The following is a 16,404-nucleotide window of genomic DNA, read 5'->3' as shown; positions in this document are numbered from 1 at the left end:
CGGCCTCCGCACGGGGGCCGCACCCGGCATCGGGCCTGTCCGGTCTCAGACGGCCCTGGGCAACGGCCGGCGTGAACACGGGTACGTCGAAGCCCACCAGGTGGTACGCGAGCGCGGCCGGGTAGTCCAGATTCGGATGAATGCCCTTGCGCCCGATCATCGCGTGGCGCAGTTCCGCGTGCAGGGCGGCGAGCCGGGTCACCTCTGGGTTCGCGGCACTGGTGACCAGTCGGTCGGTGGCCTCCTGCGTGAGCGGCACGCCGGGCTCCGGACGTCCGCCTCGGCCCCCGTGCGGTCCGATCACCTACGCGGCGCGGGCCGTCGCACCGGACGGCTTCACTTCCTGCCCAGCACCTCCGCGTACTCGGTGAGCATGCCTTCCTGGTCCCGGGTCAAGTGACGGATCTCCCAGACCAGCGCGGCTGTTTCGACCACCTCAGGTGTGAGTTCGCGGCGCTCCGCCGACGGGCGGATGTCGGTCAACTCGGCCAGCACGGCGACCGGTACGCCGAGCGTCGAGGCAAAGCCGTCGAGCATCTCCGCATCGAGCGGCTTGGCGCCTCGTCCTACCGCGCCGATGGTCGAAGCCGCCTTGCAGACACCGGACATCAGACACATCGCCTTGGCCGTCCCCGACCAACTCAGGTTACGGAGCGCGAGCATCGGAGAAGGAGCGAGCCGAAGCCCGGCGGGAAGTGCTCGTGCGCGCGGCGCTGAGAGAAGGTGAGCATGCCCTTCGGAGCGGTCATGGAGCGAGCACGGGTGCGCAGCAGCTGCCGACTCGATGCGGGCAGGGCAAGGGAGCGCCCCACCAGGGAACTGGACGGGCCGGCCGTCTTGTCGAAGAGCCACGCGGTCTCGGGCACGGGGAGATCCGCGAGGAGCAGGAGGTCGTGCGTACGCAGACCGGTCCGCTCCGCGAGGCAGTCGAGGTACTCCTCGGTCGGGGGCCACGTGGCCGAGAGGCCGACCGCGTCCGCGAGGCGTGCCAGCCGTACGCCGGGTTCGGGGTATGTCGAGGGTTCCATGGCCACCGAGGCTCCAGTAGGGGTGTTCAGTCGTGTCGGCTCCGCCGGGAAAGCCATCACGTGGCTGCTCCCCGTGGTCATACGCCCGGTCGGTGCTTCCTGCCCGGGGGCATACTCCCAGACCCTCTTGAGAATCGCCGTTCCGGCCTTGCGGTACTCCATGCCGAAGTTGGTGTTTCCCGAGGCGATCACGCCGCGCGGCAGCGCCCGGTTGGCCGGGTCGTTGAGGGAGCGGATCACTTGCCTCGGGACCGCGCCCCCGCCGGGGCCGCCGCCGTACGTCGGCACGATCAGCCCATAGGGGTCGGCGACGCGGGGCATGCCTTCGCGACGGGGGTGCGGGGGGATGCGCAACGCGGGCAGCCCCGGCCGTTCCGCACAGCGCTTCGTGTTCTCCGGGACGCTGGAGAAATACACCGGGCCGCTCACGGTCTCCGTCTCCTCTCGCTCGTACCCGGTTCATTCCGAGGACCGGGGGAGGGGGAGACCGGCGGCGCGTACGGCGGGACCACCGGTCGGCGCTGAGTCCGGCCCGGTCCGTACGACGGCCACGCGGCCCTCCCTCGGGGCCTCGGAGCATGTACGACGCCCAAGGACGACGTACGCACCGGTGGCAGGTCGTCGGACTCGTGGGCACGTGCCCGGCGAACCACCAGCGAAAGCAACACGGCATCTGGACCAGGGGTCGGGCGAGCACCCCACCTCTTGTGTCGCGAGCTTGCGTCGACGACTATCTTAGGTAACCCTAAGTCGCGCTTCGGTCCGTGGGTCGCGCGTGCTGCGAACTCTGTTGCCCGGCTCTCGCGCGCCTGTGCGGCGTGGTCTGCGAGAGGGGCCCGCCTCGGGGCCGGGGTGTCTCGCTCCCGCCGAGGGGAGGTGGGTGCCGGAGCCCTGGCCCGCGTGGCGCGAGTCGTCATTTATGCTTCAGGGCGGCCGCGGGGCGATGGCTCCTCGCGGTGGGCGGCGCCTGCGGAACGGTTCGTCGAGCCGTAGGTGCGCCGCATGCGTCGGGACCTTGGTCCGGCCGGGACCTGGATGACGCCGATCATGAAGATCTTGGGGAATCGGGTGGCTGCCGGCCCGCGTCTCAGTGGCGTGGGGTGTCCAGCCCCCGCCCGTGAACAGAAGCCCCCAGGGAGAAGCGAGGTATGCCGGTGATCTGCGTCGGAGGCATGATCGGGATCGGCAAGACGAGCGTGGCCGAGCTGCTCGCCAAGGAGCTGGGCAGCGAAGTCTTCTACGAGAGTGTGGAAGGCAACCCGATCCTCCCGCTCTTCTACACGGCGAGCCCGCAGGAGATCCAGGCGAAGCGCTACCCGTTCCTGCTCCAGCTGTACTTCCTGCAGACACGGTTCGCCTCGATCAAGGAGGCGTACAAGCAGGGCGACAACGTCCTCGACCGGTCCATCTATGAGGACTGGTACTTCGCCAAGGTCAATCACGACCTGGGGCGGATCAGCTCCCTGGAGATGCGGGTGTACGAGGGGCTGCTCGACGAGATGATGCGCGAGATCGACGGCCTGCCGTACCGCAAGGCACCCGATCTCATGGTCTACCTCAAGGCGGACTTCGAGACGGTGCTGCATCGCATCGGGCTCCGGGGCCGCGCTTTCGAGCAGGACGCGAGCCTCGTCGAGTACTACCGGACACTGTGGTCCGGTTACGACGACTGGGTGCACAAGCACTACTCGGCCAGCGATGTCCTCGTCGTCGACATGAATCACACCGATGTGGTGAACAACCCCGAGGACGCGGCCCGCGTGCTGCGAGAGGTGAAGGGCGCCCTGACGGCGGCCAGGCTCCGGGTCTGAAGCCGATCCGCGCGGCTGCCCCCACGCGGAGATCCCGGACGGAGCCGGGGGGCGAGCTGTGATCCTGCTCCAGGGGGGCATCCAGCCCGTTCGACGGCACCTCGTATCCCCGATCCGTACTCCTGACCCCCGTCCGTCGGACCTGTCCGGTGCCCGTACGCGGACGCTTCCGTGCGCGGAGGTCCCGGCGACCTCGTGAGCGGGGCGGCGTGCGTATCGAGTGGTCCATGCGGTAATTCCGTGGTGGTGGCCGCGCGTTGTGTTGTTCCTTCGCGTCCGCACCGCTCGTCGGCTCATCGCGGTCCGGGGCGCCGGTGCCGGTGCGGAGGCCCTGGATAGACTCGTCCCCATGGTCCGATCGTCCTGTGGTGAGGCGACCCCCGGGATGTGGCGGCGCGAGGCGGGCACCGCTATGCGCCGGGTAGCGGCGCCGCCGGAGGAGGAGGCAGTCCCTTACGCCATCGTCGCCGGGGTCCGGGTTCCTCACGTTCCCACGGAGTGGGCGCCGCATGCGCATGCTTTGCACGAGCTCGTCTGGGTACGCGGGGGGACGCTGACGTCCCGGGTGGAGGACCGCGTCTTCACCGTGTTCGAGGGGTGCGGTCTGTGGATGCCCGCCGGAGTGGTGCACGGGGGCAGGGCGACGGCCGGCGCGGAATTCCACGACGCCTTCTTCGCTCCCGACCGCACGCCGTTCGCGTTCGGGGAACCGAAAGCGATCACGATGACGCCGTTGCTCGAGTCGCTGCTGACCCATCTGTCCCGCGAGGATCTTGACGCGGAGGCCAGGGCGCGGGCGGAGTCGGTCGTGTTCGACGTGATCCAGCCGTCGGAGCGCCAGTTCGCTCTGCAGCTGCCCGGTGACGCCCGGATCGACGCGATCGCCGAGGCGCTGCTGGACGATCCCGCCGACGGCCGCTCGCTGGAGGAGTGGGCACAGTCGCTGGGGATCAGCGACCGCACCGTCACCCGCGCGTTCCGTCACGCGACGGGTCTCTCCTTCGCGCGGTGGCGGCAGATGCTGCGTGTGCATCGGGCGCTGATGCTCCTCTCCGAAGGTTTCGATGTGATGACGGTCTCGGAGACGCTCGGCTACGCGCAGCCCAGTTCCTTCATCGCCGCCTTCCGGCGGGTCATGGGAACCACGCCGGGCGCGTTCTTCGGCGCGACCGACGGTACCTACGGGAATGTCCGGAATCCCGTATCGCGTGTCCAGAACTCCGGATTGTCGACTCGGTAAGCGGAATATAACCTTCACGGAGTTAGGTGACCCTTAGTTGGTGCTCGCCGCGAACGGTGCTCTCTCCGTGCGTGGGAGAGCCGCGGCCCGGCCGGTGAAGGCCGGACGGAGGGTGCCGCAGTCCTTGCCCCTCCGACCGTCCGGACCCCTCGATGTTCACAAGCCCCTTCCGGCACGCCGGCCGCCCCACGGCGGACCGCGCCACGCCGGCCGCCGCTCTCAACGGGCACGACCTGGTACTGCGGTACAGCGGCAAGGCCGTCGTCCACGGTGTCTCCATCGCCCTGGAACCCGGCCGCGCGACCGCCCTGGTGGGGCCGAACGGCAGCGGGAAGTCCACGCTGCTGCGAGCGCTCTCCCGACTGCATCGAGTGGACGGCGGCCGGGTGACGCTCGGCCCCCGGGACGGGCAGTCCGAGCGTGACGCGGCCCTGCTCAGTCCCCGCCAGTTCGCCCGCGAGGTGACGCTCTTCTCCCAGTCGAGGCCCGCGCCCCAAGGGCTGACGGTCACGGAGGTCGTGTCGTTCGGACGCCACCCCTACCGGCAGGGCTTCGGCGGACAGACCGCCGAGGACCGGACCGCCATCGACCACGCCATGGGCATCACCGGCGTACGGGACATGGCCGGCCGGCCGGTCGGGGAACTCTCCGGCGGGGAGATGCAGCGCGTCTGGCTCGCGGCCTGCCTCGCCCAGGACACCGGCGTCGTGCTGCTGGACGAACCGACCAACCACCTGGACCTGCGCTACCAGATCGAGACGCTCGACCTGGTACGCGATCTCGTCGAGGAGCACGGCATCGCGGTCGGCGTCGTGCTGCACGACCTGGACCAGGCGTCCCGTGTCGCGGACACGCTGGTCCTGATGCGCTCCGGTCACGTGCACGCGGCGGGCGCGCCCGCCGACGTCCTCACCGCCGAGAACATCAGCGAGGTCTACGACATCCGGGTCGAGGTCGGCATCGATCCCCGCACGGGCCGTCTCCGTATCGACCCGCTCGGGCGGCACTCCTCCTGAAGCAGGACATCCGCCCCTCCGACGCATCGCAAACGAACCTCAAGAAACCTCAAGAAAGAGGACCCTTCATGAAGCATGCCCGTCGCCTGGCGGCGTCAGCCTCCACCGGGCTCGCCCTCCTCGTCGCAACGGCCTGCGGCACGACCGATGTCGACAAGGCCGAGGCCGGCGGCGCCACCAGCGCGTCGCCCGCGTCCAAGAGCTGCGCCGAGGACACCACGGTCACCTCGACGAAGCCGGTCTCCTTCAAGGACGGCGTCGGTCGGCAGGTGAAGCTCGACAAGCCCGCCAAACGGATCGCGGTCCTGGAATGGCAGCAGATCGAGGACGCGCTGACCTTGTGCGTCACCCCCACCGCCGTCTCCGACGCGAAGGGGTACCGCACCTGGGTCAGTGCGGAGAAGCTGCCCGGCGGGGTGACGGATATCGGCACCCGGGAGGAGCCCGACCTCGACACCCTCTACGCGGCCAAGCCCGACCTCATCGTCGTCGAGGCGTTCGACGCCGACGACGAGACCATCGCGAAGCTGGAGAAGAGAGGGGTCCCCGTGATGGCCACGCGAGGTGCGAACCCGGCCGACCCGATCGGCAACATGCAGGAAGTGTTCAGCATGATCGGCAAGGCGACGGGGCGCACCGAGCGTGCCGACCAGGTGCTCAAGGAGTTCGACCAGCACCTGGCCACGGCGAAGAAGCGGGTCACCGACGCGGATCTGCCGACGAAGGACTTCCTGTTCTTCGACGGTTGGCTCCAGGGAGGCAACCTCACCGTCCGCCCCTACAGTGACGGCGCCCTGTTCACCGAGATAGGCAAAGAGCTCGGCATGAACCCCGCATGGACCAAGGCCATCAACAAGGCGCACGGGGACGGCGGCGTCGACGCCGCCTACGGCCTCGCGCAGACCGATGTCGAGGGACTCACCGCGGTGGGTGACGCCAACCTCTTCTACGCCAACGACGAAGGAGCCGGCGGGTACATCTCGGCGCTGGCCAAGAACCCGATCTGGAAGACCATCCCGGCCGTGAAGGAAGGCCGTGCGCACGCGTTCCCGTCGCGGGTGTGGGGCGCGGGCGGTCCGCGTTCCTGCGAGCAGGCGATCGACGCGTACGTCGACGTACTCGACAAGAAGTGAACACACCGCAGACAGTGAAACCCGGTGGGAGATCGCTGCCGCGCGCCGAGCGCGGTGGCGGCCCCCAGGGGGCGGCCGTCCTGGCACTCCTTCTCGTCGTGACCGTGCTGGTGGGCATGTGGCACCTGACGCAGGGGACGTCGGGCGTCGGCGTCGGCGACCTGGTGCGCCATCTCGCCGGATACCGGGAAAGCACCGGTGGTGCGCCGGTCGGAGAGATCCTCACCGGCTCACGCCTGCCGCGCCTGCTCGCGGGCGTCGCGGTGGGCTTCGCCCTCGGCACCGCCGGAGCACTGCTCCAGTCCGTCACGCACAACGCGCTGGCCTCCCCCGACACCCTCGCGGTCACGGCCGGGGCCTACCTCACGCTCACGCTCGTCGCGGTCTTCGGCCTCGCCGTTCCGCTGTGGGCGTCGGGGGCCGTCGCCTTCACCGGCGGCCTGCTCGCGGCGGCGCTCGTGCTGCTTCTCGCGGGCCGGGCCGCGGGCACCGCGGGCACACGCCTCATCCTCGCCGGATCGGCGATGGCCCTGGCCCTGGACGCGGCGACCGGGATGCTCCTCGTCCTGTTCAACCAGAACACGACCGGCCTCTTCGCCTGGGGGAGCGGTTCGCTCGCGCAGCTGAACATCGATGCCGCGGCACGCGCGTTCCCTCTCGTGGCCGTGGTGCTGTGCGTCGCCCTGGTGCTGTCCCGACGGCTGGACGTGATGAACCTGGGAGACGATGCCGCGTCCACCCTCGGCGTGCCGGTTCGGACCACCCGCGTGACCGCCGTGATCTGCGCCGTACTTCTGACCAGTACGGCGGTGACCCTCGCGGGCCCGATCTCCTTCGTCGGCCTCGGCGCCCCCGTCCTGGCCCGCCTGATCGCGGGGCGCGTCCGGGCGTTGCGTCGGCACCTCTTCCTGGTGCCCGCGGCCGGGCTGCTCGGCGCCCTGCTCATCCTGCTCGCGGACGCGACCCTGCGCGCGGTGCAGGGTGCGGACGGGGCCGCCTCCATTCCCACCGGCGTGCCGACCGCGCTGCTCGGCTCCGTCGTGATCGTGGTCCTCGCGCTGCGCCTCCGTGACACGGGCCAGCTCCGGCAACCACCGCACTCACGGGTCGCCGCACGCTCACGCCGCGCGTTCCTCCTCGTCGTGTTCGGTGTGGTGACACTCCTGGCCGGGGCGGCCCTCGTGGCGGTCCTGGCGGGAAGCCTCTGGCTGCGGACGGGGGACATCACGCTGTGGTTCCGCGGTGCCGCCCCGGACCTGATCGGCCAGGCGCTCGACGACCGGGTCCCGCGGGTGACGGCCGCGGTCCTCGCCGGCGCGGCGCTCGGACTGGCCGGATGCGTCGTGCAGGGCGCGGTACGCAACCCGCTCGCGGAGCCGGGCGTGCTCGGCATCACGGCGGGTGCCGGGCTGGGCGCGGCGAGCGTCGTCACGTCCGGTCTGTCGGGCGGACGGCCTGTGCTCATCGCTGTCGCGGTCGCGGCGGGGCTCGCCACGTTCGCGCTGATCGCCCTGCTGGCCTGGCGCGGCGGATTCCTGCCCGACCGGTTCGTACTGATCGGCATCGGTTGCGGCTACGGCCTCAGCTCCATCACCACCTTCCTCCTGCTGCGTGCCGACCCGTACAACACGCCCCGGATCTTCACCTGGCTCTCCGGCACGACCTACGGCCGTACGCTGCCCGACGTCGTACCGGTCGCGGTGGCGCTGGCGCTCGCGCTTCCCGTGCTGTTCGCCATGCGAGGCCGGCTCGACCTGCTCGCCGTCGACGAGGACACCCCGCGCATCGTCGGCGTCAGGGTGGAACGCACACGCTTCGCCGCGCTGGCGATCGCCGCGGTGCTCGCGGCGCTCAGCGTGATCGCCGTCGGCGTCGTCGGCTTCGTGGGGCTCGTCGCCCCGCATCTCGCCCGGTCATTGGTGGGCGCCCGGCACGGCCGCGCGATTCCGGTCGCGATGCTGCTCGGCGGATTGCTGGTGTGTGTGGCCGACGCCCTCGGCCGCACGCTCGTCGCGCCCGCCCAGATGCCGGCGGGCCTCATGATCGCTCTGGTCGGTGCTCCGTACTTCGTCTGGGTGCTCCGGCAGTCCCGCGCGTGACACCGGGCGGGCAGCGCCCCCGTCCGCTTCGCCGTGCACCCGGCGGGTGAATTCCCGCCCCGTCCTCTCAGACCCACCAGGAGTACCGGAATGACGTCCCAGCGGGAAACGTCCCTGAAGCCCATCGTCGTCCCGTTCACGGCCGGTACCTCGCCGAGCCCGCTGAGCCGGCTCGGACACCATGAGGTGCTGGAGCGCTGGCATGCGGTCGACCGCTCCGCCCACGCCCCTCACATCGTGGCCGTTCCGGGTGAGGACGGCGAGGACTGGACCGCCGCCGCGCTCGTGACGGCACGCCCGAACACGGCCTATCTGAAGATCGTCGACGCCATCGGCGACGTGCCGGCAGCCGTCGCAGCCGTCGTCGCCCACGCACGCGGCCGGGATCTCGCGCAGGTCAAGTGGGAAGGATGGGCGGCAAGACCCGAGGATGCCGCTGCCGCCGGCTTCGCCTCGTTGAGCCCTCCGCTCGCGCAACGGGAGGCTGCCACGGGGCCTGAGGCCGGTTACGTTCGCTGGCTGCGCGGCAGTACGGTGACCGAGCCTCCGTACTACGGGCAGACCACACACTTCACGTGCGGCGCCGTCACCGCCCTGGTCGCCCAGGTGCACGCGGGGGTGTTGTCGCGGGAGGAGTTCGACCGCCGGGCGGAGCTGACGCTGTGGCGCGACGCGACCAACTTCCCCGCGTGCGAGCCGGTGGGGCTGGGCGTTGCCGTACGCCGGGCATGGCCGTCGTCCCCCGTCGCCGTCCACCTCGACGTGGACCGGCCCGTCCTGCTCGACCACCTGTCGGAGAACGAGCAGGAGTGGCGTGCCCACCTCCAGCGCATGTCGCGTGCGGACGCCGGACGGATCGGCGTCCCGATCGCCCCGCACCGTTTCTCCACGGCCGCGATCCGGTCCGCGATCGGCCGACGGGAGCATGTGCTGCTCCTGGTCTCGCTGGCCGGGATGCAGGGGTTCGACGTGCCGCACTGGGTGCTCTGTCACGGCGTCGTGCCCGGCGCCGTCGTGGTCGAGGACCCGTGGGCCAACGCGGCAACGGGGGACACCTGGGTCGATGCCCATCTGCTGCCCGTCCCCGATCCGTCGCTCGACACGATGTCGGCCGTCTCCGCAGACGGCTTCAGCGGTGCCGTGACCATCGGCCGCCCGCAGCGGAGCGGTGCGCCTTCTTCCGAACCGGCCGACGAGTAGCCCCCTCGGGGCCGGCACCCCACCCGGCATCGGCGGCGGCGGGTTCTTCAACTTTCGGTGGAGCCTCAGTGAGACCGGTAGGTTGCCGAGGTGACTTTGACAGAGGTACGGGGCCTTGCCTCGATGACCGACGGCGCGCAGTTGCGCTGGGTGGCGCGGGGAGACACGACTCGGCAGCCGGCCGTGGTCATGCTCCATGGCGGTCCGGGGCTGCCGGACTACCTGGGCGATGTTGCCCCCATGGTCGCGGACCTTGCGCCTGTGTACCGGTATGACCAGCGTGGTACGGGCCAATCCCCGTGGCGGGGGCCTCATTCCTTTGCCCGGCATGTCGAGGATCTCGCCGAGCTGCTCGACGAGTGGGACGTGCCCAAGGCCGTGTTGATCGGGCACTCCTACGGCACCGATCTGGCGAGCCGGTTCTGCCTGGCGCACTCCGACCGGGTTGCCGCGATGCTCCTGATGTGCGGACCCTTCGTCGGTGATTGGCGTACGGGGGACCAGGCGGAGCGCGGCCGTCGCATGTCCGTGGCGCAGCAGGCGCGACTCCGTGAGTTGGAGGAGTTGTCGCACCGCACGGAGGAGAGGGAAGTCGAACTGCTCACGCTGGCCTGGTTCACCGACCACGCCGACCTCGAACGCGGGTGGCACTGGGCAGCCCAGGGCGCCCGGCGGCGTCGCCCGGTCAACTGGGCCATGAACGGCGAACTCGGCAGGGAAGGGCGCGCGGACCCGCTCGATGAGCGCCTTGCCGAGCTGCGTGCGTGCTTGCCCGCGCGGGCGGAGCTCCTCGGTGGACGCGGCGATCCCCGCCCCCTGGCGGCACTCGAATCGCTCGCGCTCCGCCTCGCTCTTCCGCTGACACGGATCGAGGGCGCAGGACACGAACCCTGGTTGGAGCAGCCCGACGCCGTCCGTGCGCACCTGCGGCGATTCGTGCAGGGCGCCGTCGGCGCATAGGACTTCGACGGGTTCGGCGGCGGGGGGACAGCCTTCCCCTTCCCCTGAAGCAGCCCTTGGCCGACGATCAAGACGTATGGCTGGGCCACATCGATCCGCGCTGGACCACCGTGCCCGGCGACAGTCGGTAGCCGGAAAGCCGGGCCGTCCGCTGAACACGCGACACCTCGACACGCGAGCGCACCGGTTCCGAGGCCGGGACCGCCCATCGGACTACCGGACGGCTTCAATGCCGGTCAGTATGAGGTCGATGCCGGCGAGAAATTGCTCCCGGTCGTCGTGATCGCGCAGCCGCGTCGCCACCTGACGCATGAACGGGTACTCCGCGGGGGCGAGCTGCGCCCACTCCGCGGCGAAGACCGCGAGGAAGGCCGACCGATCTGTCTCGGGGGCCTGGAGGCGGGCGCCCGCGGCGTACTGTCCTGCGAGGCCGAGAATGTAGTTCACGAGCGCGGACGCGCAGTCGAACTGCGCTCGTTCGGGGACGCCGAGCGCCTGGAGCTGCTGGCCGACGCTTTCGAAGATCTGCAGCATCGCGGAGTGCCACGGCTCACGGGAGAGCTGGGCGCCCACCCAGGGGTGTGCGTCAATCGCGTCGAACACCCCGAGGGCGGTGGCACGGATCGCCTCCTGCGGCTCCGCGACGCTGACCACCTCGTTCATGGCACGCGCGATGACGAAGTGGGTGGTCGCCGCGAGCAGATCGCTCTTGTTGGCGACGTGGTAGTAGATCGCTCCGCTCCCTGTGGCCAGGCGCGCCGTGAGTGCGCGGAAAGTCAGAGCACTCTCGCCCTCGGCGTCGAGGATCTCGATCGCGGCCTCGACGATGCGCTCCTTCGAGAGCGCGTCCGTGCGCCGATCGGTCCGCCGCGCCTTGGTAGCCATGAGCACAATTTTGACATACGTGGATCGCCGTTCCAAAGTAGCTGTGGAACGGCGTTCTAATCTGCTTGTGAAAGGAACATCATGGCCACACCTGTCACGATCGTCGGTGCGGGCCTCGGCGGCCTCATCCTCGCCCGTGTGCTCCACGTCCACGGCATCCCCGCCACGGTCTATGAGGCGGACCCCTCGGCGAAGGCCCGCACACAGGGCGGCCAGCTCGACATCCACGAGGACGACGGGCAGCGCGCGCTCGCGGAGGCGGGCCTCACCGACGAGTTCCGCGCGATCATCCACGAGGGCGCCGAGGCGTTGCGCATGCTCGATCGGAGCGGCACGGTGCTGCTCGACGACCCCGCCGACGGCACGGAGGGGCGCCCCGAGGTGCTCCGCGGAGATCTGCGCCGGATCCTGCTCGACTCCCTGCCCGACGACGTGGTCCAGTGGGGACGCAAGGTCACCGGTGTCCGGCCCGTCGGCGACGGCCGACACGAGCTGGCCTTCGCCGACGGCTCGACCGTGACCAGCAGCCTCCTCGTCGGCGCCGACGGCGCCTGGTCGAAGATCAGGCCGCTGCTTTCCGACGCCAAGCCCGAGTACATCGGCACGACGTTCATCGAGACCTACCTGTACGACGCGGACGAGCGGCACTCCGCGACGGCCGAGGCGGTCGGCGATGGCGCAATGTACGCGCTGACCCCGGGGAAGGGGATCGTCGCGCACCGCGAGGCGGGGAACATCCTGCACACGTACATCGAGTTGAACCGCCCCGCCGAGTGGATCGCCGGCATCGACTTCACCGACGCCACCGCCGCGAGGGCACAGGTCGCGGCCGAGTTCGACGGATGGGCTCCGCACCTCACCGCGCTGATCACCGAGGGCGGGACCGCACCGGTCGCGCGCATGATCCACACGCTCCCCGACGGACACCGGTGGGACCGCGTGCCCGGGGTGACGCTCCTCGGTGATGCCGCGCACCTGATGCCGCCGTCCGGCGACGGCGCGAACCTGGCCATGTTCGACGGGGCCGAACTCGGCAAGGCGATCGCCGCTCACCCCGACGACACCGAAGCGGCACTCACCGCCTACGAGGAGGCGCTGTTCCCGCGCAGCGAGTCCTTCTACGCGGACGCCCACGAAATCCTGGACCTCTGCCTCGGCGATCGCGCACCGTTCGGCCTCATCGACTTCTTCGAGGGCGCCTCCGACTGAGCACCGCCCCGGCCACCTACGAGAGTCATGGGCCGATCTCGTCCTCGTCGGGCAGTCGCGCGAATGGATCACCCCGTCGCTCCTCCGACCGGCACCACCCGCCGGCTGCCGTGACGCACTGTCGCAACAGCGGCCGGGCCGCTCATGTTCGTGGTCCGGGGAGGCTTCGCGGATCGCGTCCCGTTTCACGGGTTGGCCCCGCCTCTGTCCAGGCGACACCGGTCCGGTCGGGTGATCTGTCGTGCGGCAAACGGTTCGGAGCGAGTGTCCCGTGCGGGCCATCCCCCGCGCGCGTGCGACAACGCCACGTATGAAACTCCTCACCCAGCTATCCGGCCGGGGGCCCACCAGACGCACCCGCACCCGAGCCTGGGCCACCGGGCTCGCGTACGTGGTCGCCGCCGCATCGGCCCCCGTCATCGCCCTCGGTGCCGCGGCGACACCGGCCGTAGCGGCTCCCCTCCCCGGCGGTCTCGGTCCCTGCGTCCCGGGTGACTGCCCGGATCCGTACCCGCCCATCAGCAACGGCCCGATCATGGGCCGCGACAACGGCATCAACATCTTCGCGGGCGGCGACTACCGGGTCCGCGAACGTGCCGCCGAGGCCGAGGGACGCCTCGTCGTTCTGGGCGACTTCGACCAGAACAAGAGCGCCGCGGGCAGCGCGATCTACAACATCGGCATCGTGGGCGTGGGCTCACGGGTCCCCCCGCCGAACGGCGCGGACTTCCTCACCACGGGCGGCAACGTCTCCGTGGCCACCGGCCAGCGCCTGCTCGCCGAGGGCGGGGTCGTCCGGCACGCGGGCACAGCCACGGGCACCATCGCCGGCACGGTCATCGCCGACCCGAACGCCGCCGCGCCGTACGCCGGGCTTCCCGGCCTGCTCACCACCGCGAGCCAGTGCTACGCGCGCACGGAGACCGGACCGCGGCCCGCCACCGGCACCGCTGTCAACCAGGGCGGCCAGACCCTCTTCACCGGCGACAACACCTCGGCACTCCAGGTCTTCAACGTCGACTTCGACATGACCACGAGCACCGGTGCCCAGCAGGGCCTCGTCTTCCGGAACATTCCCGCGGGCGCCACCGTCCTGGTGAACGTCCTCGGGACCTCCCGCACGCTCAGCACCTACAGCGGTGGCATCGCGGACACCGACCCGCTGAACCGGCTCCGCCCGCGTCTGCTGTGGAACTTCCCGGACGCCACGACGGTGAACCTGGCCGGAACCGGCCAGTTCCAGGGCAGTGTCCTGATCGGCAACCCCGCCTCGGAGGCCACCATCACCCTGCCGGGTGTCAACGGCCGCTTCTTCACCACCGGCTCCCTCACCCACACCAGCCCGGCGGGCGGGGGCGGCGGCCAGGAGTTCCACGCCTACCCGTTCGACGGCGACCTGCCGGACTGTTCGGCCCCGGCGCCCCAGGCCCCGGTGACGGTCGTCAAGAAGGACTCGGCGACGGGCGACGTGCTCCCGGGCGCGGTGTTCGAGCTGTGGGAGGAGACCAACGGGGTGGCCGGTCTCCAGACCACCGGTGGGACTCCCGACACCCAGGTCGGCGCCTCCTGCACCACCGGTGCCAACGGCGAGTGCTCCAAGACGGTGGACCTCGGTACGTACTACTGGCGTGAGACAGCGGCCCCGCCCGGCTACGAGCTGCCCCCGCAGACGGTCTTCGGGCCCGTGACACTGACCCAGGCACAGGTTCCGGACGGCGTCAGCATCACCGTCGAGGACGACAAGACGCCCGTCCTGGGCTCCGTGACGGTCGTCAAGAAGGACGCGGCGACGGGCGACGTGCTCCCGGGCGCGGTGTTCGAGCTGTGGGAGGAGACCAACGGGGTGGCCGGTCTCCAGACCAGCGGTGGGACTCCCGACACCCAGATCGGGGCCCCCTGCACCACCGGCGCCGACGGTCGGTGCACAAGGACCGCCGAGACCGGCACGTACTACTGGCGCGAGACGGCCGCACCCGCCGGGTACGACCTGCCCGACCCCGCGGTATTCGGCCCGCTGGTACTCACCGACGAGAGCGCGCCCGACGGTGTCACCGTCACCGCGGCGAACACCAAGACGTCGGTGCCGACCGAGGAGTCGACCATCGAGGTCGCCAAGACCGACGCGAAGAACGGCAAGCCGCTCGCCGGGGCCGTCTTCGAGCTGTGGCGCGAGTCCAACGGGGTCGCGGGTCTGCAGACCCGCCCGGACGGCACCGTGCCGCCGGACACCCGCACCGGTCCGGGCTGCTCCACGGACAGCGTCGGGTCGTGCGTCTTCGACGAACTGCCGCCCGGGACGTACTACCTGCTGGAAACAGCCGTACCCGAGGGCTATGTCCTGCCGGGGAACCCGGTGAACGGCCCGGTCGTGATCACCGAGCAGAACGCCGGTGAGACCGTGACGGTCCAGGTCGCGAACGAGCGGGGAGAGCCCGGCAAGTACAAGTGACCCGTTTCCCTCCCGAACCGGTGAGGCCCCCGGACGGCCGCGTTCCACGCGTGCCGTCCCGGGGGCCTCACCGGTTCGGCACGCTCCGCAGGGCGCGGAGAGGCCACTCCTGATAGCTGTGGGGTGGCAAGGGGCGACGGTCGCCCGGTGGGCACCGGTGGTCACACGTCGCCGGGGGTGTGCCGCACGAGGCGCGGAGGTCGGCATGAGGTTTACGGATGCCAGCGGACGTACGGGAGGGCCGTCCGCAGGAGGCGACCGGGCGACAGCGGTACGGGGGAGGGGCGTACGGGCGGGGCTTCGGGGCGGTACGGTGCGGCGGCGGATCGCGGTGCTGGCCGTGGTGGGCGCGGGACTGATGGCAGCGCTGCCCGCGACGGCGTCGGCCGCGGCAGAGACGTGCGCAGCCGCCACCGGCCCCTACCAGCGGCCGATGGAGGAGTACCTGAAACGGACCGTCGACGGTGCGCAGTCCCCCGAGGACTGCGCGGCGATCCGTACCTTCCAGCGGTCCCGGTCGATCACCCCCGCCGACGGCTACGCCAACCTCGTCACCTACCGGACGATGACGGCCGTCAAGGCCCGCGCCAACCCCAACGCCGCCGGTGACTGTCCCCAGCGCTCCTACCGCGTCACCTGCGTCGACCTCGACCGTCAGCTCCTGTGGGTCCAGACCGGCAAGAACGTCGTCTTCGACCCCGTACCGATCCGTACCGGGCGCGACAACGAGGAGACCCGGACCGGCTGGCACGCCATCTACTGGCGGGACCGCGACCACGTCTCCACGATCTACAACAACGCGCCCATGCCGTACTCGCAGTTCTTCGACGGCGGCCAGGCACTGCACGGGCGCCCCGACGGGCTGTTCGACGGCGGCGGGTCGGCGGGCTGCGTGAACCTGCGGCTCGCGGACGCGGCGGCCCTGTGGGACCTGCTGGACACCGACGACGCGCTGTACATCTGGGGCACCAAGCCGGGCACGGCCGACTGACCCGGCCGGGCCCGGGGAGACGCAGCCGCACCGGTGCCTGCGGGCGCCGGGGCGAACGGACCAGCACCCTCACCCTTCTGAACGGCGGGTTCCGACCGGGCTCGTCGGAAGGGCCGTGGTGCGGGTCCGATCACCTCGTACCGGTCGTCACCGGCAAGCCATTGGGCAGCGGTCTCCGTGACCTCGGGGGCGAGCAGCCGGTCCGGGACCGGGCGAGAGTCTTGTCAACCGCGGTGCTGACCAGTTCCGCTGTGCCCGGGGCCGGTCCGGCGACCAGGGCGTCCTTGCGCCCGATGACGGCGAACGTCGTGCCCGATGCGGCCATGGTGCCGGCGCTCCTCAGCGGTGCCTCTCCGGTCTCCGGCGCGTCCGAGCCGACCCGC

The 16,404-nt window shown here is 70.8% G+C and carries 14 protein-coding genes and 1 pseudogene; 10 read left to right on the top strand and 5 right to left on the bottom strand.

What is annotated here, in order from left to right; genetic code table 11:
• Positions 1–67 precede the first annotated feature (67 nt).
• From OG413_RS31065 to nrdI, 3 genes and pseudogenes are all read right to left on the bottom strand, one after another.
• Positions 68–259: pseudogene (locus tag OG413_RS31065) on the bottom strand (bifunctional 2-methylcitrate synthase/citrate synthase); the annotation flags it as partial.
• Between the two features lie 77 nt (positions 260–336).
• On the bottom strand, positions 337–663 hold the full coding sequence (locus tag OG413_RS31060; protein ID WP_266811417.1) for a hypothetical protein: 327 nt from the start codon (positions 661–663) through the stop codon (positions 337–339).
• On the bottom strand, positions 642–1,457 hold the full coding sequence (nrdI, locus tag OG413_RS31055; RefSeq protein ID WP_266811415.1) for a class Ib ribonucleoside-diphosphate reductase assembly flavoprotein NrdI: 816 nt from the start codon (positions 1,455–1,457) through the stop codon (positions 642–644). Before nrdI ends, OG413_RS31060 begins: the two co-directional genes overlap by 22 nt.
• A gap of 719 nt (positions 1,458–2,176) precedes the next feature.
• Between nrdI and OG413_RS31050 the strand changes: the two genes are divergently transcribed.
• From OG413_RS31050 to OG413_RS31020, 7 genes are all read left to right on the top strand, one after another.
• Complete coding sequence (locus OG413_RS31050; protein WP_266811414.1) at positions 2,177–2,839, top strand: deoxynucleoside kinase; 663 nt, start codon at positions 2,177–2,179, stop codon at positions 2,837–2,839.
• A gap of 349 nt (positions 2,840–3,188) precedes the next feature.
• Complete coding sequence (locus OG413_RS31045; protein ID WP_266811413.1) at positions 3,189–4,079, top strand: AraC family transcriptional regulator; 891 nt, start codon at positions 3,189–3,191, stop codon at positions 4,077–4,079.
• 152 nt (positions 4,080–4,231) lie between these two features.
• Complete coding sequence (locus OG413_RS31040) at positions 4,232–5,095, top strand: ABC transporter ATP-binding protein (RefSeq protein WP_266811411.1); 864 nt, start codon at positions 4,232–4,234, stop codon at positions 5,093–5,095.
• Positions 5,096–5,163: 68 nt separating this feature from the next.
• On the top strand, positions 5,164–6,228 hold the full coding sequence (locus OG413_RS31035) for an iron-siderophore ABC transporter substrate-binding protein (RefSeq protein ID WP_266811409.1): 1,065 nt from the start codon (positions 5,164–5,166) through the stop codon (positions 6,226–6,228).
• Entirely contained in the window at positions 6,225–8,327 is a 2,103-nt protein-coding gene (locus OG413_RS31030) for an iron ABC transporter permease (RefSeq protein WP_266811408.1), read from the top strand. The genes OG413_RS31035 and OG413_RS31030 overlap by 4 nt, the downstream gene beginning before the upstream one ends.
• Positions 8,328–8,417: 90 nt before the next feature.
• Positions 8,418–9,527, top strand: coding sequence for a peptidase C39 family protein (locus OG413_RS31025; RefSeq protein WP_266811406.1), 1,110 nt, complete (start codon positions 8,418–8,420; stop codon positions 9,525–9,527).
• 90 nt (positions 9,528–9,617) lie between these two features.
• On the top strand, positions 9,618–10,487 hold the full coding sequence (locus OG413_RS31020) for an alpha/beta fold hydrolase (protein ID WP_266811404.1): 870 nt from the start codon (positions 9,618–9,620) through the stop codon (positions 10,485–10,487).
• A gap of 213 nt (positions 10,488–10,700) precedes the next feature.
• Here OG413_RS31020 and OG413_RS31015 read toward each other — a convergent pair whose 3' ends face one another.
• A complete protein-coding gene (locus OG413_RS31015; RefSeq protein WP_266811402.1) occupies positions 10,701–11,372 on the bottom strand; it encodes a TetR/AcrR family transcriptional regulator C-terminal domain-containing protein in 672 nt (223 codons plus the stop codon).
• Between the two features lie 81 nt (positions 11,373–11,453).
• Between OG413_RS31015 and OG413_RS31010 the strand changes: the two genes are divergently transcribed.
• The 3 genes from OG413_RS31010 to OG413_RS31000 all read left to right on the top strand — a co-directional run bounded on the left by OG413_RS31010 (position 11,454) and on the right by OG413_RS31000 (position 16,021).
• A complete protein-coding gene (locus OG413_RS31010) occupies positions 11,454–12,581 on the top strand; it encodes an NAD(P)/FAD-dependent oxidoreductase (protein ID WP_266811400.1) in 1,128 nt (375 codons plus the stop codon).
• 310 nt (positions 12,582–12,891) lie between these two features.
• Complete coding sequence (locus OG413_RS31005; protein ID WP_266811399.1) at positions 12,892–15,030, top strand: choice-of-anchor A family protein; 2,139 nt, start codon at positions 12,892–12,894, stop codon at positions 15,028–15,030.
• Positions 15,031–15,388: 358 nt separating this feature from the next.
• The gene (locus tag OG413_RS31000) at positions 15,389–16,021 is read left to right on the top strand and encodes a L,D-transpeptidase (RefSeq protein WP_266813183.1); all 633 of its coding nucleotides are present in this window, start codon (positions 15,389–15,391) and stop codon (positions 16,019–16,021) included.
• Between the two features lie 130 nt (positions 16,022–16,151).
• On the opposite strand, the gene OG413_RS30995 is transcribed toward OG413_RS31000, so the two are convergent.
• Entirely contained in the window at positions 16,152–16,346 is a 195-nt protein-coding gene (locus tag OG413_RS30995; protein ID WP_266811397.1) for a hypothetical protein, read from the bottom strand.
• Between the last annotated feature and the right edge of the window lie 58 nt (positions 16,347–16,404).

Origin of the sequence: Streptomyces sp. NBC_01433, from assembly GCF_026340105.1 — a bacterium.
Classification (GTDB): Bacteria; Actinomycetota; Actinomycetes; order Streptomycetales; family Streptomycetaceae; genus Streptomyces.
The sequence above is the reverse complement of the archived record's forward strand: the minus strand, read 5'-3'. Positions and strand labels throughout refer to the sequence as shown.